Origin of the sequence: Pedobacter westerhofensis (assembly GCF_900182595.1) — a bacterium.
GTDB lineage: Bacteria > Bacteroidota > Bacteroidia > Sphingobacteriales > Sphingobacteriaceae > Pedobacter > Pedobacter westerhofensis.
On sequence record NZ_FXTN01000003.1, the window covers coordinates 587209 to 612618 of the forward strand.

General features: G+C 43.6%; 20 protein-coding genes. 6 read left to right on the forward strand and 14 right to left on the reverse strand.

Features of this window, described 5'->3' with window-relative positions; genetic code table 11:
- Positions 1-73 precede the first annotated feature (73 nt).
- Complete coding sequence (locus tag FN831_RS07915; RefSeq protein WP_142527658.1) at positions 74-2926, forward strand: M16 family metallopeptidase; 2853 nt, start codon at positions 74-76, stop codon at positions 2924-2926.
- Between the two features lie 35 nt (positions 2927-2961).
- Here FN831_RS07915 and FN831_RS07920 read toward each other — a convergent pair whose 3' ends face one another.
- Positions 2962-4494: a glycoside hydrolase family 10 protein gene (locus FN831_RS07920; RefSeq protein ID WP_142527659.1), complete on the reverse strand. Its 1533-nt coding sequence runs from the start codon at positions 4492-4494 to the stop codon at positions 2962-2964.
- A 218-nt stretch (positions 4495-4712) separates the two neighbouring features.
- On the opposite strand from FN831_RS07920, the gene FN831_RS07925 reads away from it, so the two are divergent.
- Positions 4713-5621 (forward strand): hypothetical protein, encoded by a 909-nt coding sequence (locus FN831_RS07925; RefSeq protein WP_142527660.1) that lies wholly within the window; start codon positions 4713-4715, stop codon positions 5619-5621.
- Between the two features lie 3 nt (positions 5622-5624).
- On the opposite strand, the gene FN831_RS07930 is transcribed toward FN831_RS07925, so the two are convergent.
- From FN831_RS07930 to FN831_RS07945, 4 genes are all read right to left on the reverse strand, one after another.
- Positions 5625-9239: an ATP-binding protein gene (locus FN831_RS07930; RefSeq protein ID WP_246101419.1), complete on the reverse strand. Its 3615-nt coding sequence runs from the start codon at positions 9237-9239 to the stop codon at positions 5625-5627.
- A gap of 129 nt (positions 9240-9368) precedes the next feature.
- Positions 9369-10253 (reverse strand): ACP S-malonyltransferase, encoded by an 885-nt coding sequence (gene fabD / locus FN831_RS07935; RefSeq protein WP_142527662.1) that lies wholly within the window; start codon positions 10251-10253, stop codon positions 9369-9371.
- Between the two features lie 59 nt (positions 10254-10312).
- The gene (gene folE / locus FN831_RS07940) at positions 10313-10948 is read right to left on the reverse strand and encodes a GTP cyclohydrolase I FolE (protein ID WP_142527663.1); all 636 of its coding nucleotides are present in this window, start codon (positions 10946-10948) and stop codon (positions 10313-10315) included.
- An 11-nt stretch (positions 10949-10959) separates the two neighbouring features.
- On the reverse strand, positions 10960-11370 hold the full coding sequence (locus FN831_RS07945; RefSeq protein ID WP_142527664.1) for a 6-pyruvoyl trahydropterin synthase family protein: 411 nt from the start codon (positions 11368-11370) through the stop codon (positions 10960-10962).
- A gap of 178 nt (positions 11371-11548) precedes the next feature.
- Here FN831_RS07945 and mqnB point away from each other — a divergent pair, with 178 nt between their 5' ends.
- Together mqnB and FN831_RS07955 are read left to right on the forward strand one after the other, a co-directional pair.
- Positions 11549-12181: a futalosine hydrolase gene (gene mqnB / locus FN831_RS07950; RefSeq protein ID WP_142527665.1), complete on the forward strand. Its 633-nt coding sequence runs from the start codon at positions 11549-11551 to the stop codon at positions 12179-12181.
- Positions 12182-12215: 34 nt separating this feature from the next.
- Positions 12216-13067: a menaquinone biosynthesis family protein gene (locus FN831_RS07955; protein WP_142527666.1), complete on the forward strand. Its 852-nt coding sequence runs from the start codon at positions 12216-12218 to the stop codon at positions 13065-13067.
- Between the two features lie 2 nt (positions 13068-13069).
- Here the strand turns inward: FN831_RS07955 and FN831_RS07960 are convergent, their stop codons facing one another.
- The 7 genes from FN831_RS07960 to FN831_RS07990 all read right to left on the reverse strand — a co-directional run bounded on the left by FN831_RS07960 (position 13070) and on the right by FN831_RS07990 (position 19039).
- Positions 13070-13450 carry a hypothetical protein gene (locus FN831_RS07960; protein ID WP_142527667.1) on the reverse strand — a complete coding sequence of 127 codons (381 nt, stop codon included), beginning with the start codon at positions 13448-13450 and terminating at the stop codon, positions 13070-13072.
- A gap of 1 nt (position 13451) precedes the next feature.
- Positions 13452-14684 carry an ABC transporter permease gene (locus tag FN831_RS07965; protein ID WP_142527668.1) on the reverse strand — a complete coding sequence of 411 codons (1233 nt, stop codon included), beginning with the start codon at positions 14682-14684 and terminating at the stop codon, positions 13452-13454.
- A 32-nt stretch (positions 14685-14716) separates the two neighbouring features.
- Positions 14717-15355, reverse strand: a complete 639-nt coding sequence (locus tag FN831_RS07970) for an MBL fold metallo-hydrolase (RefSeq protein ID WP_142527669.1) — start codon at positions 15353-15355, stop codon at positions 14717-14719.
- A gap of 11 nt (positions 15356-15366) precedes the next feature.
- A complete protein-coding gene (gene gldD, locus FN831_RS07975; RefSeq protein WP_142527670.1) occupies positions 15367-15954 on the reverse strand; it encodes a gliding motility lipoprotein GldD in 588 nt (195 codons plus the stop codon).
- A 9-nt stretch (positions 15955-15963) separates the two neighbouring features.
- Positions 15964-16707 carry a shikimate dehydrogenase family protein gene (locus tag FN831_RS07980; protein ID WP_142527671.1) on the reverse strand — a complete coding sequence of 248 codons (744 nt, stop codon included), beginning with the start codon at positions 16705-16707 and terminating at the stop codon, positions 15964-15966.
- A 13-nt stretch (positions 16708-16720) separates the two neighbouring features.
- Positions 16721-17488, reverse strand: coding sequence for a phosphosulfolactate synthase (locus FN831_RS07985; protein ID WP_142527672.1), 768 nt, complete (start codon positions 17486-17488; stop codon positions 16721-16723).
- 147 nt (positions 17489-17635) lie between these two features.
- Entirely contained in the window at positions 17636-19039 is a 1404-nt protein-coding gene (locus FN831_RS07990) for a tetratricopeptide repeat protein (RefSeq protein WP_142527673.1), read from the reverse strand.
- A 320-nt stretch (positions 19040-19359) separates the two neighbouring features.
- Here FN831_RS07990 and amaB point away from each other — a divergent pair, with 320 nt between their 5' ends.
- Positions 19360-20901 carry an L-piperidine-6-carboxylate dehydrogenase gene (gene amaB / locus FN831_RS07995; RefSeq protein WP_142527674.1) on the forward strand — a complete coding sequence of 514 codons (1542 nt, stop codon included), beginning with the start codon at positions 19360-19362 and terminating at the stop codon, positions 20899-20901.
- Positions 20902-20965: 64 nt separating this feature from the next.
- Here the strand turns inward: amaB and FN831_RS08000 are convergent, their stop codons facing one another.
- A complete protein-coding gene (locus FN831_RS08000) occupies positions 20966-21592 on the reverse strand; it encodes a GIN domain-containing protein (RefSeq protein WP_142527675.1) in 627 nt (208 codons plus the stop codon).
- Positions 21593-21853: 261 nt separating this feature from the next.
- Here FN831_RS08000 and FN831_RS08005 point away from each other — a divergent pair, with 261 nt between their 5' ends.
- Complete coding sequence (locus FN831_RS08005) at positions 21854-24751, forward strand: DEAD/DEAH box helicase (protein WP_142527677.1); 2898 nt, start codon at positions 21854-21856, stop codon at positions 24749-24751.
- Here FN831_RS08005 and aat read toward each other — a convergent pair.
- Positions 24748-25377 carry a leucyl/phenylalanyl-tRNA--protein transferase gene (aat, locus tag FN831_RS08010; protein WP_142527678.1) on the reverse strand — a complete coding sequence of 210 codons (630 nt, stop codon included), beginning with the start codon at positions 25375-25377 and terminating at the stop codon, positions 24748-24750. The two genes, FN831_RS08005 and aat, sit on opposite strands and share 4 nt — an antisense overlap.
- Positions 25378-25410 lie beyond the last annotated feature (33 nt).

Below are 25410 nucleotides of genomic sequence, written 5' to 3' on the forward strand. Positions count from 1 at the left end.
TCTTATATTTACCGGCAACCAACCAGCACAATTATCTGAATTAACGCAACAAACATATTATATAAACTGACTCATGATTAAAAAAACCACTTTTGCCTTACTTGGAATGGCTGCTTGCATTGCAATCAGCACGTCGGTATCAGCGCAGAAAAAGGCTGTTCAACCTAAACAGCCGGCCCCGGTAACGGCAGGAAAACCTATTCCTGTTGATCCTAATGTTAAAATCGGCAAGCTGCCGAATGGCCTTACCTACTATATCAGAAAAAATACAGAGCCTAAAAAAAGGGCAGAACTGTATCTGGCCAACCGGATAGGTTCGCTGATGGAAAATGATGACCAGCAGGGACTGGCACATTTTACAGAACACATGGCCTTTAACGGTACCAGGGATTTCCCAAAGAATGACATTATCAATTATCTGCAGAAAGCAGGCGTGCGTTTTGGCGCAGATCTGAATGCTTATACCGCTTTTGACCAGACCGTATACCAGTTGCCAATTCCAACAGACAGCATTGAGGTCTTTAAAACGGGATTCAAGATCCTGTCCAACTGGGCCGGACGCATCACGATGGATGGCGAAGAGATAGACAGGGAACGTGGTGTAATCATTGAAGAGGATCGCCAGCGCGGCAAAAATGCACAGGAACGAATGAGCAAGCTGCTGCTTCCGGTATTGCTGAAGGATTCAAGATATGCAAACCGTATCCCTATCGGTAAAATAGACTTACTCAAAACTTTTACGCATGATAAGATCAGAAATTTTTATGCTGACTGGTACAGGCCAGACCTGCAGGCGGTAATTGCAGTGGGCGACTTTGATGTGGCCGAAGTTGAAAAACTGATCATTGAGAATTTCTCTGACCTTAAAAATCCCCTGAAAGAAAAGGAAAGGATCAAATACACCCTGCCGGACAATAAAGAGCCGCTGGTAAAGATCATCACTGATCCGGAACAGCAGTATAATATTGCCTTTGCCATGTACAAGCATCCTGCCACGGTTGCAAAAACTACGGCCGACCTGCAAAAGAGCCTGATGTACAGCATGATCAATACCATGATTGCCGCCCGTTTCCAGGAGATCCTGCAAAAAGGAAATGCACCTTTCTTGTTTGCACAAAGTTCTTACGGACCGTACCAGGGGGGCATGATCGCCGGTGTGAATGCCTTTCAAACCGTAGTTGCTGCCAAATCAGGCAAAGATCTGGAAAGCGCTATTACAGCCGCAGTGGCCGAAACGGAAAGGGTAGCTAAATTTGGCTTTGTACAATCCGAACTGGACGTAGTAAAAAGGAACATCGAAGCAGGAAATGAGAAAAAACTAAAGGAAAAAGATAAAACTGCTTCTTCTGCATTTGTGCAGCAGTACCTGAGCAATTTCCTTACCGGCTCTCCCATGGGCTCTATTGACTTCAGCTATGCTGAAACAAAGAAAAACTTATCCGTAATCACGCTTGCCCAGGTAAACGCCCTGGCGAAAACGCTGATCACACCAAACAACCAGATCCTGATTGTACAGGCTCCTGAAAAGGATAAAGCAAATCTTCCAGCGGCTGCCGCCCTGCTTGCTGCCTTTAATAACGCAGGCAAAAACATAACCCCTTATGTAGACAACGCGGTGAATAAACCGCTGCTGGCTAAGGTTCCGGCTGCCGGCAAAGTGACCGCAGAAAAGAAATACGAAGATATTGGTGTCACAGAGTGGACATTGAGCAATGGCATTAAGGTACTCCTAAAACCCACGGATTTCAAAAATGACCAGATCGTTTTCAGTTCTTTTGGCAAAGGCGGGACTTCTGTGGCGGATCCAAATGACTACCAGTCGGCCGACTTCTCCGGTATCATCCAGGAAAGTGGTGTAGGAGACTTTAATCCCTCCCAACTCAACAAATTACTCGCAGGAAATACAGGCAGGGCAGCATCCTACATTGATGAGCTATACCAGGGATTTTCCGGCAGTTCTTCTCCAAAGGATGTAGAAACGGCGTTTAAAATGGTATACGCCTATGCAACACAACCGAGAAAAGATACCGAGATCTACAATAAGAACATGAGTGATTACAGGGTGACCCTGGAAAATAAAAATGCCAACCCTTCGAGTGTTTTTGCCGATACGGTACAGGCTGTGCTTTCTTCCTACAACAAAAGAGACATGCCCAATACGATGGCTGATCTTGATAAAGTTTCACTGGACAAAGCCCTTGCCTTTTACAAAGACCGTTTTGCCGATCTGGGAGAACAAACATTTGTGTTCGTAGGCAACTTTGACCTGGCAACACTAAAACCGCTTGTAGAAACCTATATTGCCAGCCTGCCAACGCTGGGCAAAAAACAGAATTTTGTGGATATCGGCTCCAATCCACCCAAGGGCATTGTGAGCAAAACCGTTTATAAAGGACTGGAAGATAAAGCCAGTGTACAGCTCTATATCCACGGTGATTATAATTTCACGGCAGAAAACAATACACAGCTGGAAGCAGTAAAGAGTGCTTTGGAAAACAAGATCCTGGAGCGGCTGCGCGAGAAGGAAAGCGGTGTTTACAGTCCTCAGGTTGGCCTTAGCGTAGCCAAATTCCCTACCGCCCACTACTATTTTACCATTTCATTCAGCTGCGCTACCGCGAATGTAGAAAAGCTGATCGCAGCGGCAATGGAAGAGGTGCAGCATATCAAATCCAATGGTGCTACGCCAGATGACATTTCCAAGTTCAAATCTGAAGAGCACCGCCAGATGGAACTGAACCTTCGTAACAACGGCTACTGGCTGGGATACCTGTCTAACAGGCTTAAATATGGTGATGAGCTGAACCTTGTACTGGGCAATAACCAGCGGGTTGATGCAGTTACTGTTGAATCTTCAAAGGCCACTGCACAGCAGTACCTGAATGAGAACAATTATATCCGGCTGGTATTGATGCCGCAGAAATAAACAAAAGAGGCCAGAAAATTTCTGGCCTCTTTTGTTTATTTTGCTTCTACTCCTACCGGCCCGCTCGGGTCGCTTTCGTTCTTTAACCTGTCAAGCGCGGTTACCAGGTAATTGTACCTCTTCCCTTTTTCTACGTTTGTATCCATAAAGAAAGTGAAATCCTCAAAACTTATCCTGATGATATTCCTTGGATCAAGGATACCAATCTTTTCACCTTCACTAAAGCGATAGATGACATATCCGGAAGCCGTTTCGCCATCACTGGCCTTTAGTGGCGCAGCCCATTTCAGCTGCACACCAGTGGCCGTAGCATCTGCGGTGAACGTTTGTGGTGAATTTGGCACTACTTCGTCCAGCCATGGCATCTGCGGTGGAAGCGCAGGGTATTTATACAAATCGTTTCTCAGGGAATCTGCCGCCCCTCTCGCTACATTTGAAAAGGATTTTGAGCTGAAAAATATACTCCCCTGTACACGGTTATTGGCACGGATGTACCTGATCTGGTTAGGGATCTCCTCCGGCTTTCTCCATGCAGCTTCCATTCGCTGGTTTACCAGGTAGGCCGCCTGACCGATGTAGAGATGTCTTCCGTAAGTATTGTTGCTCCACCAGTCTACCAGGGTAGCAAAGGGCGCAGCTCTTCGTGTAAAACTGAAATAGATCTGCGGATTGATATAATCTACCCAGCCTTCTTTAATCCACTTTCTCGAATCTGCATAGAGTTCATGGTAATTGGAAAGCCCATGTGTTGCAGAGCCCAGTGTATCTTCATTGCTGTTTTTCCAGATCCCAAAAGGGCTGATACCAAACTTAACATAGTTTTTGTAATGGTGGATACTATCGTCCAGCTGTTTGATCAGCAGATCTACATTGTTCCTCCTCCAGTCTTTGATATCCGTAAATCCGTTTGAGTATTTACTGAAGGTGACGCTGTCATTGATGCGTTGCCCTTCAATCGGGTAAGGATAAAAATAATCATCAAAATGAATTCCGTCTACATCATATCCCTTTACCACATCCAGGATCACCTGAACGATATATTCCCTTACTTCGGGCAGTCCGGGATCAAACTGCTTCTTTCCGCCATAGGTAAAGAAAAGATCCGGCCGCTTACGGGTCATGTGGTCATCGCTGGCATAGGAGTTTGCCGACATAGATGCACGGTATGGGTTAAACCAGGCATGCAGTTCCATCCCGCGTGAATGTGCTTCTTTGATCGCAAATTCCAGCGGGTCATATCCTGCAGCCGGTGCAAGTCCCTGCTTTCCCATCAGCCACTGGCTCCAGGGTTCGCGCGATTTCCGGTAAAAGGCATCTGCTGCCGGCCTTACCTGCAGGATGATCGCGTTCATCCCGTTTCTCTTATGCTGCTCCAGCAAGCCTATCAGTTCCTGCTTTTGCTGATCTATACTTAAACCGGCTCTTGAGGGCCAGTCAATGTTCTCTACAGTAGCCACCCATACGCCTCTAAACTCCCTTTTTGGAGCAATTTTTGTTGGTATCTGTGCAAATAAGGCGTAAGGGGCAATAAAAGTTGTGAAAATTGTAAAAACAATCTTTTTCAGCATTATACTTGTTTTTGGTAGTGTACAGTTTAACTCAATGTGGGGAATAACTGGTGAACAGTAGTTCTCAACCTCAGCAAGTAAACGATTTTTTTTTAAAGGTCTTATACAATTTTTACATTTTTTACCGCGATTTATATAATTTATCCTATGTTCGTTCTCTTTAATACATAGGTAAGCGCAAATAAACAAAGCATAGAGACCTCAATTTTTTGATTCAAATGTCAGACCAAAAAGATCCTGTTAACAAAGGAGACCGCAATAAAATTTACTTTCTAATCGTCGTTATCCTGGCACTGCTGGGGACCAATGCCTTTCTTTTCTTCAGGGACAAGCACGAAAAAGAACGATTTGTAACTACCAATACCGAAAAGGACAGATTAAAACTGGAAGTAGAAAAGATCGAAGTAGAATTTGACAAAGTAAACCTGATGAATGTTGCGCTCACAGAAAAATTGCAGAATGAGCAGCAGCAGGCCAGAACAAAAATTGCAGAGCTGAAAAAAGCACTCCAAAAAGGAGATGTGACGGAGGCAGAGCTGGCGGCAGCACAGGATGAACTGAAAAAGCTCAAAGCATTCTTAACAGATTATAAAGAAGATATAGGACATCTGGAGAAAGAGAACACCTATCTTAAATCCGAAAGGGATAGTCTTGCCACCTCGGTAAACTCTGTAAAGGCAAAAGCGATCGACCTCGAAAAGAAAAACACAGAGCTGGCCGCTAAAGTGAAGAGCAGCGCTGCTTTAAAGGCATTTAATGTCCGCATTCTAGCCTATAAGGTAAAAAACAGCGGTAAAAACGTTGAGGTATCAAAAGCTTCTGCTGCAAAAAAACTGACCACTTATTTTAATATCATTCCCAATCAGCTGGCGGAGAAAGATTACCATAAGATTTACATCCGTATTTTTGATCCTGCGGGCAATCTGATCGCAAATGAAACCAATATGTTTGAAGCAGATGGCCAGGAAATGCAGTACAGTGATATGATCAGCATTTCATATAATAATGATGATACCCAGTACACCCTGGAATGGGTAAACCCCAAACCTTTTATCAAGGGTACTTATTCAGTGATCCTGTATGCAAACGGTTTCACTATGGGCAAAGCCTCACTGGATTTAAAATAAGGTTTAAGCTAAAGGGAAACTTAGGTAAAATACTGTTCCCGTATCAGCGGAGGATGTGAAATTGATCGATCCTCCGGCATTCTCAACAGCTTGTTTTACAAAGGCCAGCCCAAGCCCCGTACCGGAAGATTTAGTGGTAAAATTAGGAACAAAGATCTTCTCCTGCAGATCAAGGTCAATGCCTTTACCATTGTCTTCAACCTCCACAAATACATAATCAGAATCGTTCGTGATCTTCACATATACCAGGCATTTTTCTTTGCCCGAGGTGGCTTCAATCGCATTCTTCAGCAAATTGTTAAATGACCGCAGCAACTGGTCTTTATCGCCCAGTATCAGCATCTCCTTGTTTGTGAGGTTAGAGATATAAATTTCTGCACCTGAAGAATTGACAAAAACATTCCTGCTCTGTTCAATAATAGGTACCAGGAGCAGCTGCTCCAGCTTGGTATCAGGCATTTTAGCAAAATTTGAGAATTCTGACGCAATTGTTGCCAGACTGTCGATCTGCTCTACAAAAGACTTATAGAACCGCTCAAACTTGAGTTCAAAGTTAGGGTCTTTCTCTTTCCATGATTTTTCCAGGAGCTGTACACCCAGTTTAAGGGGTGTGAGGGGGTTTTTAATCTCATGCGCCACCTGTTTTGCCATTTCCCGCCAGGCACTCTCACGTTCAGACTTTGCCAGCTTAACCGCACTGTCCTCAAGGGCAGAGATCATCTTATTATATTCTTTGATCAAAGAGCCGATCTCATCATGTCTTGACCATAAAATAGGCTGATTCTTTTGCCCCAGCTTGGTCTTTCTGATGCTCTCCTGAATGAAGGTCAGCGGACTGGTGATCTGGTTGGCCAAAAATACGGCCAGCACGCCAATCGCCACAAACACCAGCGCATAGATATTGATCAGGGTATTGATAAACAGGCCAATCTTAGCCTGATAGTCTGCCTCGTTCCCGTAATAAGGCAGCCCGATGTAGGCTACCGTCTGATTCTGCGCATTCCGGATCGGTGCATAGGCCGCAGAGTAAACAAATTCACCGATAGACTCTGTTGGGTTGGTATATTCTGACCGCTGCAGCAGCTTCAGGTAAATCATCGCCCTGGCGCCCATCTTTGTGCCAACGATACCATAGTCGTACATCTTGGGCAGCGAGGTAAACAACAGATTCCCGTTTACGTCGAACAGGTTCAGATAGGCAGAATTAATATCTGCAAACTGGTTAAAGTTCATGATTGCCTGGTCTGTATTTTTAGGGATCCCTGTCGCAAAAATTTGCTTTTCATAAGACAGCTGTACTTTCCTGATCTTTTCCCTGATGAAATCATCCTGCTGCTTTCTGTATTCGTCCCTGATATAAAAAAAGGTAGACCAGCCCACGATCAGTAAGGTGGCAACAACCGACAGTACGATAGACAGCTGTATCCTTGTTTTGTAAAGAATTTTGTTGGCATTGATCATCAGAGATCTGTTGATATTGAACCAGCCCCCCCAGCTCTGATCGATATTCTTCAACAGCCAGATCATCACATACAGGGCGGCAGAAAAGATGATAAAAACCAGAAAAAAGAAAGATAGTGCAGCGAGCCGCACAATGTAGGTCACTTTCTCTTTACTGATCACAATGATTTTTGAATTGCTTGCCGTGTAGATCAGATGACTGTAGCCTGCTCTTGGCTCGTTCACAAAAACGGGTTCGCCAAACTTACCTTTAAACTCTGTATTGGCCAGCTTGTACGTGTACTTGCCCGACTGTTTAATCAGCTTATTATTGTTATAAAACGCAAATGAATAGTTACTGTAGTCGTCTTCATTTTTCAGTTTCCCATCAATCAGTATCTCCGGAAACTGGCTGCTGTAATTGTACTGCTGTGATTTCAGCTCCACCACCAGTGTGCCCAGAATATGGCTGTCGTCAAATATCGGTACGATACCAAAATAATTCTGGTATCCGAAAGTATCATTGAGGCGGTAGAAAAAACCGGAGATTTTTACTGATCCTGAACGTACCAGGTTCTGGTAATGCTCAAGCGAGTTGTCGCTCCCCTGCGTCCTGACAGAATCTTTGGCATTAAACTCATAAAAATTATGCTCAAAGGGCGAGAGGTAGCCGTCTAAAAAGGTTTTGGTAATATAATTTTGTAAAGCCAGGTGCCTGTTGGATTTCGGGCTCTTAAAGTAATCTGCAATAAACAGGTCGTTGGAGATACCGTTGCCTAAACTTTCAATAGAGTTGATCACTTTAGGATCATCAGAAGACTGCAGTTTCTGGGCAATGACATACCTGTTGCTACGCTCTTTGATATCATTGAATTTCAGATATTTGATCGACGAGATAAAGGCCAGGCAAAAGAAAATGGATGCAAAAACCCCAATAGAGAAACGGTTACGCTGGATATAGATATTATACGAAATGATAAAAAGAAACAGCGCATAGGCAATAAAGAATGCAGTAAAAGCGGTACACATCATATAGATGAAATACAGCCCGAACATCGACAGGAACAGTACCAGCCGCTCCTTATGTGTTACTTTCAGCTGTTTGGTAAGTTCAATGGTAATGCTGGCGATCAGATACACATTAAACCAGACCAGGCAGAGTATAATGATGCAAACCCAGCTCATCCAGCCCAGATTAATGATATTGGTAATATCGAAGTTGATTTTGGAGTTATAGATCAGCCCGAAAAAAACAGTGTTGATCAGGAATGCGATTCCTGAAAAGAGCAGGATGGCAATCGCATGGAATGCAAGGCCGGCCGGTCTGCTGGCCGAAAGCCATGAAGGAAATTTATACTTGTCCCTGTAAGTATAAATAAATAATACTACCCATGTTAAAGCCAATACATTGAGCAGGAAGTCTCCCACAGAAGGAAGGAAGAAACTTTGCGCATAAATGGTGGGGCTGAAAATTTCGAGGTTAAACTGGTGATTAAACCATCCGTATTCAAGGTCCGTGATCCTGTTGACCAGGAAAAACAGGATTAGCAATAATGTGGCCTTGCCCAGGTGCCCTTTTTTAACCAGCCAGGCACAGAATGAATTGGTGAATAATGCAAAGCAAAACAGTCCAATTACCCAAAGCCAGATTTGTATTGTCGCATAGATGCCCTGTGTATAGGCAGGATTAAGTTTAACCTCGAAGAGTAGTTTCCCGTCTAGGTTGGTAATCCCAAAGACCTCCTCATCCATAAAAGAGGCCAGGACCAGTGAATTTGTAGAAGACATCCCTTTTACAATCCCATTCCGGAGATACCTGTTCTGAATACTGAACTGATTTTTTACATCAAGCAGCACGATGATGGTATAATTCCCCTGCGTTTTTTTAATTACTTCGTACCATCCGTTGGGAAACTGGATAAAAGAAGATCCTTCCTTTATCTTGGAAGGATCAGATGGTATGGCTTTATAGGAACTCCAGAATTTCAATACCGAATTTTCGTAAGTCAGTATGTTGATTCCCTTGGTTCTGTAGTTATTGATAAAGTTTAAGGCATACACTTCATTGAGGTGAAACTGTTTTGTACGTTCCACCTTTTGTGCGTCTGCAAGATAACTGTATACTATCCGTTCATTTGAAGCGAGATTCTCCTGAAGAGTCTCTGCTTCGTGTTGCAATAGGTCTTTTTTGGTTATTGAATGCTTTAAAGATAATGCCGTCACAATACAGCATACCCCCAGGATCAATAATAGAAATCTAATTTTAGCCCCAATATTCACACCGGATATAATTAATAAAAATTCAAATTAGACCGGTATTGCTGCCGAACTGGTTTGTACAGCCCTGTTTACTTTTTTGACCAGGCCCTGAAGTACATTGCCGGGCCCAACTTCAATAAATTCATCTGCGCCATCGGCCAGCATCCGCTCTACAGTTTGTGTCCAGCGTACTGCACCAGTCAGCTGTGTGATCAGGTTAAATTTAATCTTTTCAGGATCCGTTTGCGGCATAGGATCTACATTCTGATAAATTGGACATACAGGAGGCAGGATTGTCGTATTTTCAATCGCTTCCTTTAGTTCAATTCTGGCAGGCTCCATCAAAGGTGAGTGGAAAGCACCGCCAACATTTAATTTCAACGCTCTTTTTGCACCCGCCTCAGTCAGCTTTGCACAGGCAATATCAATCCCTTCGATACTTCCGGAAATGACCAGCTGTCCCGGGCAGTTATAATTTGCCGCAACCACAACTTCATCTATTTCTTCACAGATCTTTTCTACTACATCATCTGCCAGCCCAAGGATAGCCGCCATTGTTGATGGCTGCAGCTCACAGGCTTTCTGCATCGCATTTGCCCTTGCAATTACCAGTTTCAGGCCGTCTTCAAATGAGATCGCCGAAGCAGCAACGAGGGCAGAAAACTCACCCAGAGAATGTCCTGCAACCATATCAGGTTTAAAATCATCGCCCAGGGATTTGGCGAGGATGACCGAATGAAGGAAAATCGCGGGCTGGGTAACTTTTGTTTGTTTCAGCTCTTCTTCAGTACCGGAGAACATGATATCACTGATACGGAAGCCGATGATATCATTAGCTTTCTCAAATAATGCTTTGGCTGCTTCACTTTCGTAAAGTTCCTTGCCCATGCCCGAAAATTGTGCTCCCTGTCCGGGAAATAAATATGCCTTCATTTGTATTGATCTATTGTTATAAAAGTTCCTGAAGAACCGGTAATTGTATAAAAAAGTATCTAGTGTAGCTTTGCGGTAATCAACCTCAAAAACTCTGCCCGGGTTTTATCACTCGCAAATCCACCGGTGAATGCAGAAGTAGTAGTCACAGAATTTTGTTTCTGTATACCTCTCATGGCCATGCACAAATGCTGGCATTCGATCACCACGGCAACACCTGCAGGATTTAAAGTTTCCTGGATACAGTCCCTGATCTCATTGGTTAAGCGCTCCTGTACCTGCAGCCGCCTCGCAAAGGCATCCACTACACGCGGGATCTTGCTTAAGCCTACAATATGGCCATTGGGAATGTATGCGATATGTGCTTTCCCAAAAAAAGGAAGCATGTGGTGCTCGCACATGGAATAAACTTCTATATCCTTTACTACAACCATCTGGCTGTAATCTTCTTTAAACATAGCAGACCGTAAGATCTCTGCCGGGTCCAGATCGTAACCGTGGGTCAGATACTGCAGTGATTTTGCTACACGCTCCGGGGTTTTCAGTAAACCTTCACGTGATGGATCCTCTCCGATTGTACTCAGGATCTCTGTATAATGATTTGCAATAGATGTGATCTTTGAAGCATTGTAACGGTCTACTTTGATATAACCATCGTTATCCTCATCAAAAGGATCTTGTATATGATTTTCCATTGATTTGTTTATTAACCGAAGTATTCAACAAAATTATTTTCGGTCTCGTAAATTTTGATGCTGTGCAGTTGCGCCCCGCCAGCAGTGATATGTGGTAACAATTGCTCCCAGATGGCAATAGCCAGATTTTCTGTAGATGCCAGTTTGTCTTTCATAAAATCCACATCCAGATTGAGATTTCTATGGTCAAGCTTATCAATGATATGCTCATTGATAATCATTTTCAGCCATTTCAGGTCTACCAGAAAACCCGTCTCGGGGTTGATTTCACCCTTAACCGTAACAAAAAGCTGATAGTTGTGACCATGCCAGTTAGGGTTGGCACATTTGCCGTAAACCTCCAGATTATGATCTTCAGACCAGTCGGGCCTGGCCAGTTTATGCGCAGCATTAAAAGATTCCTTGCGGGTTATATAAATCATTGCTATTGTAATTGACTGCAAATATACGCAGAAAGCTCAAAGTAGAAAGTTTTATCGGGTTTTGGTTAGGTCATCATTACACCATATCCAGGTCATCAAAATTCCGCACGACTGTGGCCAGCTAAATGCTTAGCAGCAATTAGCTTTAACCAGATGAAAATTCTTGTAACTTCGTTAAATGAAGATATTGATTGTAGCGGCAACAAGGGCCGAGGTATCCGGCCTGTGCAACCATTTTACTTTGCCTGAAGGAGATTTTGCCGAAACAAAACAGTTTGACCTGCTGATCACCGGCGTAGGAATGACCGCTACGGCTTTTGCACTGGGAAAACATTTATCTGCCGCCTACAGCCTGGTGCTTAACCTGGGGATAGCCGGCTGTTATGAATGGAAATATCCCTTAGGCAGCCTGCTGAATATTACAGAGGATATCTTTGCAGAACTGGGCGCCGAAGATAAAGACGAATTTCTAACGATTGATACGCTTGGATTTGGACAAAGCAGGTATATCGCAGCAAACACGCTCAGCACAACGCTGGTTACTGCTTTGCCCAAAGTAAAAGGCATCACTGTGAACAAAGTAAGCGGCAATAAAACCAGCATTAAAGCCACGGAAAAACGCCTTCAGCCGGCTACCGAAAGTATGGAAGGCGCAGCAGTATTATACAGCTGTGAACAAATGGGCATCCCCTGCCTGCAGGTCCGCAGCATCTCTAACTATGTAGAAGAAAGAAATCGCGAATCCTGGAAAATTGGCCTGGCCATAAAAAACCTAAATGAGTGGGCAATCGAATTTTTGACAAACGGTTAACCGATCGGCTTTGCTAACTCCTTACATTTACCGCATGAAACTTTCACTCGGATTTTCCCCCTGCCCTAACGATACCTTTATATTTGATGCATTGATCCACCATAAAATTGATACTGAAGGACTGGAGTTTGAAGTATCCTTTGATGATGTAGAAACATTAAATCAAAAGGCTGTGAGGTCTGAGCTGGATATCACAAAACTGAGTTTTCATGCTTTCGCACACCTGGCAGATCAATATGCCTTGCTGGATGCGGGCAGCGCACTGGGATTTGGCGTCGGGCCCCTGCTGATCTGCAAAAATGAAGAACTGATCAGCAGCGAAGAGTTAAAAGCAGAAAATTCTGCACTGCGGGTAGGTATTCCGGGACAGCTGACCACCGCGAATTTTCTGCTGGGTATCGCTTTTCCCAATTTACGCAATAAACAGGTCATGGTTTTCTCAGATATTGAAAATGCGCTGCTGAACGACGAGATCGATCTGGGCTTGATTATCCATGAAAACCGCTTTACCTATATGGATAAGGGACTTCATAAGGTAGTAGACCTGGGCAGTTACTGGGAAGAACTGACCGGCTGTGCCATTCCTTTAGGCGGCATTGTGATCAACAGAAAGCTTGATGAAGAGGTTCAGCTGAAAGTGAACAGGCTGATACGCAAGTCGGTAGAGTTTGCTTTTGCAAATCCAAAATCCGGCATTGAATTTATTTCCAGCCATGCCCAGGAAATGGACGAAGCTGTGATGTACAAGCATATTGAACTGTATGTGAACCAATATTCTGCAGATCTGGGTACCGAAGGCAGAAATGCGATAGATACCATGTTTAAAATGGCAGAGGAAAAAGCAATTATTCCTGCCATCACCAAAGATCTTTACGTTACAAAATAACCCTACTGGTTACAGGGGCCGTCCGGGATTTCTTTGGTAATCCTGATTAATTTGGTGACTACCAGGGTAGAATCAAAATCTGCTGACACCATAAGGCTGTCAGACTTGATGATATGACACTCTGCCTCAATGTAGACAGGTTCATAAGGCTTCTCAAAATTAAATTTACTGTATGCAAGTTCCAGTGTTTTAGCGCTGTCTGCCACCCAAAATTCCCTTCCTTCTTCACAGTCTGTAAAGGAATGTATTTCAGGCCCGTAGCTATACAATCCCTTTATTATCCTGGTAGTGTCTTTTTGCTCATGTGACGACGGCCTGTTACAGGCAGCAAAAAAAACAGACATCGCAGATAATAATAATGCTGTATGTTTAAAGGAATTCATGTTAAAGATCTTGATTTAAATTATTGATGTTTTTAACGCTCAAATTAGATGACAAAGCTGATGCCATAAAAGAGAAAATGCTCACCGTAACAAAGACTAATAGAAAATCTTTCCATTTAAGGCCAATTGGGTAGGCATTACTGATCAGAAGATTTTCCTGCGACATCTTAATCCAGCCAAATTTCTGCTGCATCAAACAAAAGCCAAAGCCAACAAGGAGGCCAAAGATACAACCCGCCATTGTGATCATCATTCCTTCAAAAAGAAATATCTTTTTGATCAGGTTTTTACCAGCACCAAGGCTGCTCAGAATGGCAATATCCTTTAGTTTGTCGATCACCAGCATGGTAAGCGAACCGATAATGTTAAATATGGCAATAATGAGGATGAAGGTTAAGATGATGTAAACAGCCCATTTCTCTGTACCCAAAATATTATACAATGCCTTATTCTGCTCGATCCGGTCTTTAACAATAAACCCGGGTCCAAGCTGCTCTTGTATCACGTCTTTAAAGTCATCTGCATCAATTCCCTTTTGCAGGTTGATCTCGATGGACGATATCTTATTCTCTTCCTGCAACAACCGGCGTGCAAAGCTCAGCGGCACGATCGCAATATTATCAAAGTCCTGCTGCACCTCAAAAATGCCGGATACCGGAATGTAAAGATCTACAAAATCATCCGCAGGATTCACCGAACTTGTTTTGATACCCTTTCTTGGAGAAAATACCTGCAGCTGGGTAAATGGATCATTGGTATTGACCATCAGATAATTCTGTATCGCAGAACCGATCACGGCATTGGGCCCGCCGCTGTTCTGGATCACAAACTTGCCCTGGATGGTAATACTATCCAGGCTTTTGTTTTTTAAATAAGAGGTACTTACCCCCTTTACAAGTCCAACTGACTGCTTGTCATGGTACCTGAGCAGCGCATTTTCTGAAAGCACCTGAGTATAGGAATATATTGATTTATTGGCGCTAAGCCGCTTAAAATAGGCCGTATTTGGGTCAAAGGTCTTGCCTTTTGCCGGCGCAATCACCAACTGCGGTGTAATCGTATTGAACATCTTGAGCACCACTTCTTCAAAGCCGTTGAAAACCGAGAGGATGATGATCAGCGCTGCACTTCCCACAAAAACCCCCAATACAGAAATTGTAGAAATGATGTTTATGGCATTGGTGGACTTTTTTGCAAAAAGATACCTGCGGGCAATATATAGGGCTGTGTTCAAATGTGGTTCTGTTTATTCAAATATACAGGTACTTATCTTAAAAAAGGATTGTTTTCCTTCTCATACCCAATATTGGTGATACCACCATGGCCCGGATAAACCGCTGTGTTGTCTGGCAAAACAAAAAGTTTCTCCCTGATACTGGCAAGCAACTGTTTGTGGTTACCGCCCGGCAAATCCGTACGGCCTATACTATTATAAAATAACACATCGCCTCCGATCAGGAAGCTGTCTTCCCTTGCATAAAAACACAGATGTGCCGGCGAATGTCCCGGAGCAAAGATCAGTTCCAGTTCACTGTTCCCAAAAATCACCTTTCCTGTCCCTTCCAAAAATACTTCGGGCTCGGGAGAAAGTTCATACTGAATTCCCATCTGAGGGGCGTAACCAGCAACCGCATGCAATACAGGTAATTCACCACGATGGAACCTTGGTTTTAAGCCCCAGTTATCAAATACAAATTTATTGCCCAGCACGTGGTCAATGTGACAATGTGTATTGAGGAGCAATACCGGCTTTAATCCGCTTTCTTTCATCCATTTGACAAAAACATTTTGTTCATTGCCATTAAACATGCCCGGATCAATGATTACACATTCTCCTGTTTCGTCATATAAAACATAAGTATTTTCCCCGTAAGGGTTAAAGGTAAACTGCTGAATAGTAATCATCGGATTGGTATTTATTTTTTCCACTCAAAGGTATCGATCATTCGCTCAATATCCTTTTTTATAAAACTCACCACAGGAGCAATAGAATCATATTGCGGGCGCTCATTAAAATATAAGGCTCCCCTGAAATAATGTTTGGCACTGTCAGTTAAAAAAAACTGTACTGAGGATGCAGTATTCCCTTCTATAGCATAATAAATGCCATAAACCTTACGCTCTGGGAAATTGATCAGTTTCTGATCAATTGCATTGGCTTTTACCGTATGTTTAAAAGCAAGCGTCCTGGCATCTTCCACCAGCCCATAATATTCTTTGGCTGATGAAATATCATAATATGTAAGATGCAGACGGGCGTTGAACTGCGGAAAACTGAGGTTGTTCCAGCAGTTTCCTGCACCGCGCTCTTTATCGGCTTCCATTGTTGCATACCGGGGATATTCGAAAGAAAAGGGACAACCTTCGTTATAGTTCAGGTACTCCTTTCTGGGAAATTTGATATTGAAATAACCTCTGGGCTTAGGTACATAACTTTCATTGTTGCAGGCGGAGGCAAAACAGATGAACACGAACAGACCGCACAGTAAAAGGTTTCTCTTCATGGGTTCATCTTAAGCATTCCAGATAGACCATGCACGCAAAGCCTGCAGCTGCAGCATTTCCAAACCATTCTTAACCGCAGCACCCCGGACTTTTGCCCGGCGCATAAACTCGGTTTCTTCCGGGTTATATACCAGATCGTAGGCAAGATGCTGATCTGTAATGAATTCATAGGGTATTGCAGGGGCCGTCTCCACATTCGGGAAGGTCCCCAGAGGAGTTGTATTGATAATCAGCTGGTGCGAAGACATGAGTTCCTCACTGATCTGGTCATATAAAACCGCACCGGCTACGGGCGTCCGCACCACAGAAAGATAAGAGATATTCAGCTGGTCCAGCACGTATTTTACCGCCTTTGCAGCACCGCCATCACCCAGAACTAGGGCTTTGGTATGGTTTTCCTTTAAAAAAGGCTTAAGAGATTCTGCAAAACCAAAAGCGTCGGTATTATAACCCTTCAGCCATGTTTTACCGTTCTTTTTCTCCACAGAGATGCAGTTTACGGCACCAATCGTTTTTGCCGCATCATCCAGCTCATTCAGAAAGGGCAGTACATTAACTTTATGAGGGATCGTAACATTCAAGCCTCTTAAGGTCTCTTCCCCGGCAAGTAAGTGACGGATAGAATCAATGTTCTCCATAGGGAACAGCTCATAGCGGCAATCCCGGATACCTTCCAGCTCAAATTTCTCCGAAAAGAATTTCTTCGAAAAAGAATGTCCGAGCGGAAAGCCTATGAGTCCAAATGTCTTCATCAGAGGTAATTTTTTACTTGCCTGAATTAAGAAAGTAATCGAAAGTATCGCCTCTGAGACCCAAACGGATGGTCTCCAGCGGGATTACTTCTGCAGGTGCGATATTACCTAAATTCACATTGCTGCCAATCAGTTTGATAAACCATACCTGCTGCTCTTTCTGTGGAGCTTCCCAGATAATGGTTTCCTGCGGGATTTGTGTAAGGATCTCATCTACCAGTCCCTCACGCACCTCGCCTGAGCCCCTGTAAATACCTACATTTCCACCTTCCCTGGCTTCAGCAATCACCTTCCATGCACCCGCTTCAATCTCTGCATTCATCAGTTTGATCCATTTATAAGGCGCAAATATTTTAGTTGCGTCTTTGGAACCAACTTCAGAGATAACGGTTACATATTTAGACAGCTTACTGATATATTCACATTTAAGATCGTGTTCAATCTCGATAGAACCATCTGATACTTCAGCATACTCCATTCCGTACTGCTCCAGTACGCGGATGTAATCTTCAAACTGGTTACGGATGATAAAAGCTTCAAAGAGCGTTCCTCCAAAGTAGGTAGGAATACCGGCACTACGGTAGATATCAAGTTTCTCCTTTAGTTTTGGTGTTACAAAGGATGTAGCCCAACCTAATTTAACAATGTCTGAATGTATGCCTGCAACATCTATAAAGTCTTCTGTCTGTCTTAAACTAAGGCCTTTGTCCATTACCATGGTAATGCCGCTCTGGCGTGGTTTAACCGGACGTTCCGGAATATTATTTAATGGGTAATTCATATCTGGTGCAAAGGTGATAAAAAAAATCAAGACTGTTCATTAGAATATTTTTGATTTTAGTCACCTTTTTATGGTAACACTAATGAACAGTCTGAATGATTTTAACAGGCTTTTTACGGATCAAAATGACCTGTTATTGGTATAACCTTATTTGATATATTTGTTGATTACTTCTACAATCGCTCTGTTATCCTGTAACTGGGGCAGGTATTCAAACAGGATATAGTGCTTATCCGGATCAGTTACCAATGCAGTTTCAAGGTAAACAATGGCTTCATTGTTCTGGCCCAGCGCAAAGAGGTAAGCCACCATGCGGTAATACAGTTCGGCAGCGTCAGGATTATTTTTTATTCCGTCGGCAATCGTTTCCGAAGCCTCCAGCAATCTGCCCTGTTCGTACAATACGGTAGAAAAATCAAGCCATGCTTCGATATCGAGCGGGTTATATTCCAGTACCTTGTAGTAGGCTTCAACAGATTGTTCAATCTGTCCCAGTTTATAATACGCATCAGCCATGGCAAACCAGAAGTCAGGATTTTCATCATCCAGCTCTATTGCCTTTTTATAAAAATGAAGGGATTCAAAATAACGCTCCTCAAAGTTCAGTGTTACGCCGATCCCAAACCAGGCATCGGCAAGCTTACCGTCCATCTTTACAGATTTCTTGTAATAGGCACGTGCTTCGTCCATACGTTCCAGCTTCTCATAACATTCGCCAATGGCACAGTAGGTATCGGCATTAGGCTGCTCATATTCCCAGGTTTGCTTGTACACCTCAATGGCTTCAGCATAACGGTCAAGCTGTACCAGTGCATTTCCTTTGTTATAATAGGCCGATGCAAAGTTGTCTTTGATCAGGATTGCATAATCATAGGCATCGATCGCTTTCTCAAACAGGTCCAGCTTATGATATGAATTGGCAAGGTTATACCAGGCGGCATATGAATACGGGTCATTGTCGATATATTCCTGGTAAAACTGGATGCTTTCTTCCTGTTTATCCAGGATATCATAACAAAAGGCCAGTTCATACAGCCCGTCTTTATTCTCCATATTTTGCTCCAGGCTTTGCTTGATGTACTTGATAGCGCTTTCATAATCAAGCATATTCTGATATACATAAGCAATCTGCAGCAGGATCTCGTCTGTTGTTTCCGCAAAAGTAAGTGCAATCTGGAAATTATCCAGTGCTTCTGAATAACGCTCTAAACTGTTATAAATATTTCCGCGGAGCACATAGATCTCTGCTTCAGATGCCTCCAGCAGCTCTGCCTTCTGAAGGGAGAAAAATGCCCGGTCAGTCTGATCGGTTATAAAATATAATTGCGCCTGTTTTATCAGAAAGACTGCAGCATACGGGTGCTGGTTCAGTGCGTATTCTATCACCTGAAGTGCCTTTACGGGGTCGCTCTTTTCTATATAATAGTCGATAATGTTTTCGAAAGCCTGGGCATCAAAGAAATACTGATCCTGATTCCTTAACATCTCTTCGTAGCGTTCTACAGAACGCTGTGCATCATCACTAAAATCAAAGTAAAATTCCTCTTCCATTGTATTTAATAATTAAAGAACATCTCCCTTTTTCTAAAATACAGTATAAGTTTACAGTATTGTGTAGCATCTGACCGAAATAATTATCAACATCCAAACATATTGGACTCTAATCAGCTGATAATATTAATTTTAACTACGATTGAATGGTAAGCAGTGTCAGCATCTTTTTATTGCTGTTGGGATCGTTTCCAGAATTTATACAAAGAAACGCAACTTTATTGTAATAACGGTAAAATTCAGGTCAGGAAATGAACAGGCAGGTTTTCATCCTTTCCCGATTTTTTTTGTTGATTTGTATAAACCAATCTCCATCAAAAATGCAAACTGATATCCAATCTGTTTTAAAAAATCTGGGCATTGCCGATATCAATCCGGCATACAGCACAGGCAGTACCTGGGGCGCCAAGGGCAGTTCAGGAACGCTGGACAGCTATTCTCCGGCTGATGGCAGGAAGATTGCAGCTGTACAGCTGGCAGGCCATGAAGATTATGAGACTGTAATTGCCCGGGGCCAAACGGCCTTCGCTTTCTGGCGCGGCATACCTGCTCCAAAGCGGGGCGACATTGTACGGCAGCTGGGCGATGCCCTGCGCGATCATAAACAGGATCTCGGAACACTGGTATCTTATGAGATGGGAAAAAGCCTGCAGGAAGGTTTCGGCGAAGTACAGGAAATGATAGACATCTGCGACTTTGCAGTGGGCCTTTCACGCCAGCTTTATGGTTTAACGATGCATTCTGAACGGCCGCATCACCGTATGTATGAACAATGGCACCCACTGGGCATCGTAGGGATTATTTCGGCATTTAACTTTCCCGTAGCGGTGTGGAGCTGGAATGCCGCGCTGGCACTCGTCTGCGGCAATGTATGTGTGTGGAAGCCCTCTTCCAAAACCGCATTGTGCGCTATAGCCTGCCAGCAAATCCTGGCTGCCGTGCTCAAAAAAAATGAGATGCCAGAAGGGATCAGCTCTCTGCTGATCAGCGAGGAACTGATCGGTAATATGATCAACAACGACAAGCGTATTCCGCTGGTTTCGTTTACAGGCTCTACCCGTGTAGGCAGGATTGTTTCTGCAGCTGTGGCTTCCAGATTTGGAAAGAGCATCCTGGAGCTTGGCGGCAATAATGCCATCATTGTCTCAAAGGATGCCGATCTGGATATGTCCATCATCGGCGCTGTGTTTGGAGCCGTAGGTACTGCCGGGCAGCGCTGCACCTCAACGCGCCGGCTGATCATCCATGAGGATATCTATGAAGATTTTAAAAATAAACTGGTGAAAGCCTACGGTCAGCTGAGGATTGGTGACCCTCTTGATCAGAACAACCATGTTGGCCCGCTGATCGATCAGCATGCCGTGGAAATGTACACTAAAGCTATTGAGAAGGGAAAAGCCCAGGGGGCACGCTATGTGGTGGAGGGCGGTGTCCTTACAGGAGATGCTTACACCTCGGGATGTTATGTGAAGCCCTGCATTGCTGAAGTAGAGAACCATTTTCAGATTGTACAGGAAGAAACCTTTGCACCTATTCTGTACCTTATTAAATATAAAACACTGGAAGAGGCTATTGCGCTGCAGAATGACGTCCCCCAGGGGCTTTCTTCAGCGATCATGACGCTCAACCTGAGAGAGGCAGAACTGTTTCTGTCTGCAGCAGGATCAGACTGCGGCATTGCCAATGTAAACATCGGTACATCCGGGGCAGAGATCGGCGGTGCTTTCGGCGGGGAAAAGGAAACCGGCGGCGGCCGAGAAAGTGGTTCTGATGCCTGGAAGGGCTATATGCGCAGACAGACAAATACGATCAATTATGCAGATACGCTGCCTTTGGCACAGGGGATCAAATTTGACCTGTAAAAAAAAGCGTCCTGCTATATAAACAGGACGCTTTTTTCTTGCAACTTATCATTGATAGACGTACTTATTTAAGCGCAGAGTTACTTCCCTGTCTTTTACCAGTCGCATCTTTAATCATGGCAGTTTCAGTATCAGCTGGCTCATGGCTGGTAACCAAAGCAGCCAGTCTTTCTGTGTTCATAGTTGCAGTGCCATGAGTTCTGATGATATGTTTTTCAGTTGTGCCCAATAGCTCCAGGTCTGCCTGATCATGCACTACAGTATAGATGCTATGTGTACTGGCTTTAATGCGGGCGGTGGCGTTGTCACTCAGCATTACCTGAAGATATTTTACATTAAACTTTCCGATAGTTTTTACGCAAGCCTGATCAGAAGCATCAATACGGTAGATATCTTTCACGTATACCGTGATCGAAACAGGCCTTTTCAACTCTGTACCAACTGTCAGCGTGTTTCCTACTTGTTTGATAGATACCTGATCACGATCTTCTTCGTCCATAGAAATCCATTCCGAGTTGCTCTGAACTACAAATACCCTGAGGTTACCCTTAACCACAACTTTTTTGATGTCCGGATTAGCAGACCTGATGTCAATCGTAGTACCTCGTGCTGCAGCAGTGGAGGCGAGTACTGTTGCAGATAAAACGATTGCAGTGAATGCTGAGGCGAGTAATGTTTTTAACGTTTTCATATTTTTAAGTTTTTAGGGTTGATTATAAACCGTTGTTTTTAAATAGTTTACAATTAAGACGCAAACTCCTATGGAACGTTGCACAGAATCAGGGATATTATACCACAAGCCTGAATTATCCGACGAACTCCCTTTCAATTTCGACCAACCCCTTACAGAAAATCATGTTTAATTTCCAATCTTGTTGACAGCAATTCAAATTTGACGTATGTTTAGAGATTTAATAAGATTTAACTCCTCTCTTTTTTAATTAATCAGCTCATGTTACGCGTAGATAGCTCAAAACCCTGCAAAATCGTTTATTCATTGTGCAAGCATGAATATCTGGGTTATTTGATTGAACCACATATCGTTCAACTCAATCCCCAGGGCGATTTTTCCCTGACCTATCAGCGGCTGTTCAGCCATACAGCAAAGGAATTCACCAAACATCTCTCAGAATCAGACCTCAGAGTGATTAAAATCCTGGATGAAACCGAGCAGGACCATGTAATCAAGAAATTTCATAAAAAAGCCATCAGGCCCTTTGAGTTTTTCAGTAAGTTTTATGACGACGGCTTTTATGAGTCGGTACGCCCCAGGATTGAAAAGAAACTGGCCGAAGTACTGGAGATCCTCAAAGATAAGGACGATCTGTACCTGATGGACAAGGACGGCTGGCCCGCAGAGCGTAAGATTGAGCTTGCATCAGAACCGGCAACTATCCTTTTTCATTTCAGAAGAAGTGAAGAAGAAACCCGCTACTTCCCTACCATCAAATATCAGGGCCTGCGTATTGAATTTATGTTTAAGGACGCGCAAATTGTCAGCAACCAGCCTTCATGGATGCTGCTGAACGATGTGCTTTACTTTTTTGAACAGGATATCGAAGGTAAAAAACTGGTGCCCTTTTTAAATAAACGCTATATATCCATTCCTACGGCCAAAGAAGAAACGTATTTCGAAAAATTTGTTGCCCCGCTGATAGAGAAATACCATGTGTATGCCGAAGGCTTTGAGATCAAAACCGAGAAGCACGATCCATCAGCAATGATCAAAGTAATCTACGTAGAAGGAGGCATCTCACAGATCCAGCTCTGCTTTTGCTATGGCGACCATGCTTTTGCCGTGGGCAATGAGAAAAAAGTAACGGTACATGTAGATAAACAGGATAACAACTATGTTTTCACCCGGATCAAAAGAGATACTGCATGGGAGAAAATGAAATACAATGAACTGATTAAAATGGGCTTAAAAAAAGTAAGCCCGCTTTTTTATAATCTTGAACTGAATACAGTCATTGAAGGAGAAGACCAATCCTATGGGCTCCTCAACTGGGTTAACGAACATATCGACCAGCTCAAGGAAAAGGGATATACCATTGAACAATCCACCAGCAATAAAAAATTCCTTTTTGCATCCAGCAAGATCGATTTTGAGATCAAAGAAGATAACGATTGGTTTGACATCAATGCAATTGTCTATTTCGGGATCCATCCCGTGCCTTTTATCTCGCTGAAACAACACATTCTCCATAAAAAGAGAGAGTTTACACTTCCTGACGGCACGATAGCGATCATTCCTGAAAAATGGTTTTCGCAATATGGCAGCCTGTTCAGTCTTTCAGACGGCGGCAAGAGCCTGAAACTGAAAAAACACCATATAGGCCTCATCAATGACCTGGCAGGCGATGGCATCGCCAATATTACCCTCCAGCGTAAACTGCAAAAGCTGAATGACTTTGAAAACATTACCGATACCCAGATGCCGGTAAATTTTAAAGGAGAGCTTCGCAGTTACCAAAAAGCAGGATATAACTGGTTTAGCTTTTTACGTGAGTATAACTTTGGAGGTTGCCTGGCGGACGATATGGGATTGGGTAAAACCATACAGACCCTCGCCATGCTGCAAAAGCTAAAGGAAGAGGATGAAGCAAACAATACGCACAGCACGTCGCTGATCGTGATGCCTACCTCCCTGATCTATAATTGGCTGAATGAAGCAAAGAAGTTTACACCGAGACTGAAGATCCTGGCGCACACGGGCAGTAACCGAAATAAAGATGTAAGCCATTTTATCAAATATGATATTGTCATCACTACCTACGGGATTACCCGGGTTGATGTAAACGAAATTCAGGATTTCTATTTCAACTATATCATCCTTGATGAAAGCCAGAACATTAAAAACCCCTCGTCCAAATCGTTCAAGGCTGTCAGGTTGCTTAAATCAAGGCATAAACTGGTGCTCAGCGGTACTCCTGTAGAAAATTCTGTGGGCGACCTGTGGACACAGCTGACCTTTCTTAACCCGGGGCTGCTGGGTACACAGGCTTTTTTCAATGAAGAGTATGTGCAGGCAATTGAAAAAAGGAAAGATGAGGATAAGGCAAAAAAACTACAGGCAATCATCAAGCCTTTTGTGCTGAGGCGTACAAAAGAACAGGTAGCAGAGGAACTGCCGGCAAAAACGGAGCAGATCTTCTACTGCGATATGAGTGAAGACCAGGCCCTTTATTACGAAAAAACAAAGTCGGCTTACCGCAACGACCTGCTGAGTAGTATGGATGATGGCACCTATGCAAAAAAACAGGTGCAGTTGCTGCAGGGCCTCACCGCTCTGCGTCAGCTCGCAAACCATCCAAGGATGATCGACGAAAAGTATACTTCTGATTCCGGCAAGTTTGAAAATGTGATCCATACGCTCGATAACGTGCTGAAAGGAGGCCACAAAGTGCTGATATTTTCACAGTTCGTAAAACACCTGCAGATTTTCAGGCAGCATCTCGAAACTGAAGAAATTCCTTTTGCCTATTTAGACGGTGCAACCAAAAACCGGGGCGAAATAGTGGCTGAGTTCCAGGAGAATAAAGAGCTGAAGGTTTTTCTGATCTCTATTAAGGCCGGCGGCGTGGGCTTAAACCTTACACAGGCTGATTATGTGTTTATCCTGGATCCATGGTGGAACCCCGCAGTAGAACAACAGGCAATAGACAGGTCACATCGCATCGGACAGGAAAAGAAGGTCTTTATTTATAAATTTATCGCCAAAGACACTGTTGAAGAGAAAATCCTTGCCCTGCAGAACCGCAAGAAACGCCTGGCAAGTTCACTGATTACCACCGAAGAAAGTTTCTTTAAATCGCTGAGCAAGGAAGACATCAGAGAGATCCTCAATTAATCTTCCAAAATTGACAGATACTGTTCCTGCTGGATCATCTCTGCGCCCAGGCTCAGCAGGTGATCATTGGGCAGCTGGCAGTCGATCAGTCTGTACGCAGGGTTTCGGCAAAGCCAGATCAGTGCTGTTTTTGAAGCATTGCTCATCGAACTGAACATACTTTCGCCGCAGAACACACCATTAATCTCCAGGCCATATAATCCTCCCGCAAGCCTTCCTTCGTGCCATACTTCCACGCTGTGTGCCCATCCGTTTTGATGAAGCATGATATAGGCATCCTGCATCTCTGTAGTAATCCATGTACCATCCTGCCCCTTCCTTGGCGATTGCGCACAATTGACTATCACCTCTTCAAAAGCCTGATCCATGGTTACAGTAAATATACCGTCTGCGAGAACCTTGCGCATGCTTTTGCTCACTTTAACTTTTTCAGGAAAGATCACGCAGCGTTCATGAGGTGCATACCAGCAGATCGGATCACCTTCACTGAACCAGGGAAATATCCCATTCTGATAGGCCAGAACTAACCTTTCACCGCTCAGGTCGCCACCAATTGCCAGCAGCCCGTCAGGCTCTGCCAGAGAGGGATCAGGAAAAATCAATTCTTCTGTCAGCCTAAATATCATAAACAAAAGTAAAGGATTTAAACTTATACTGAT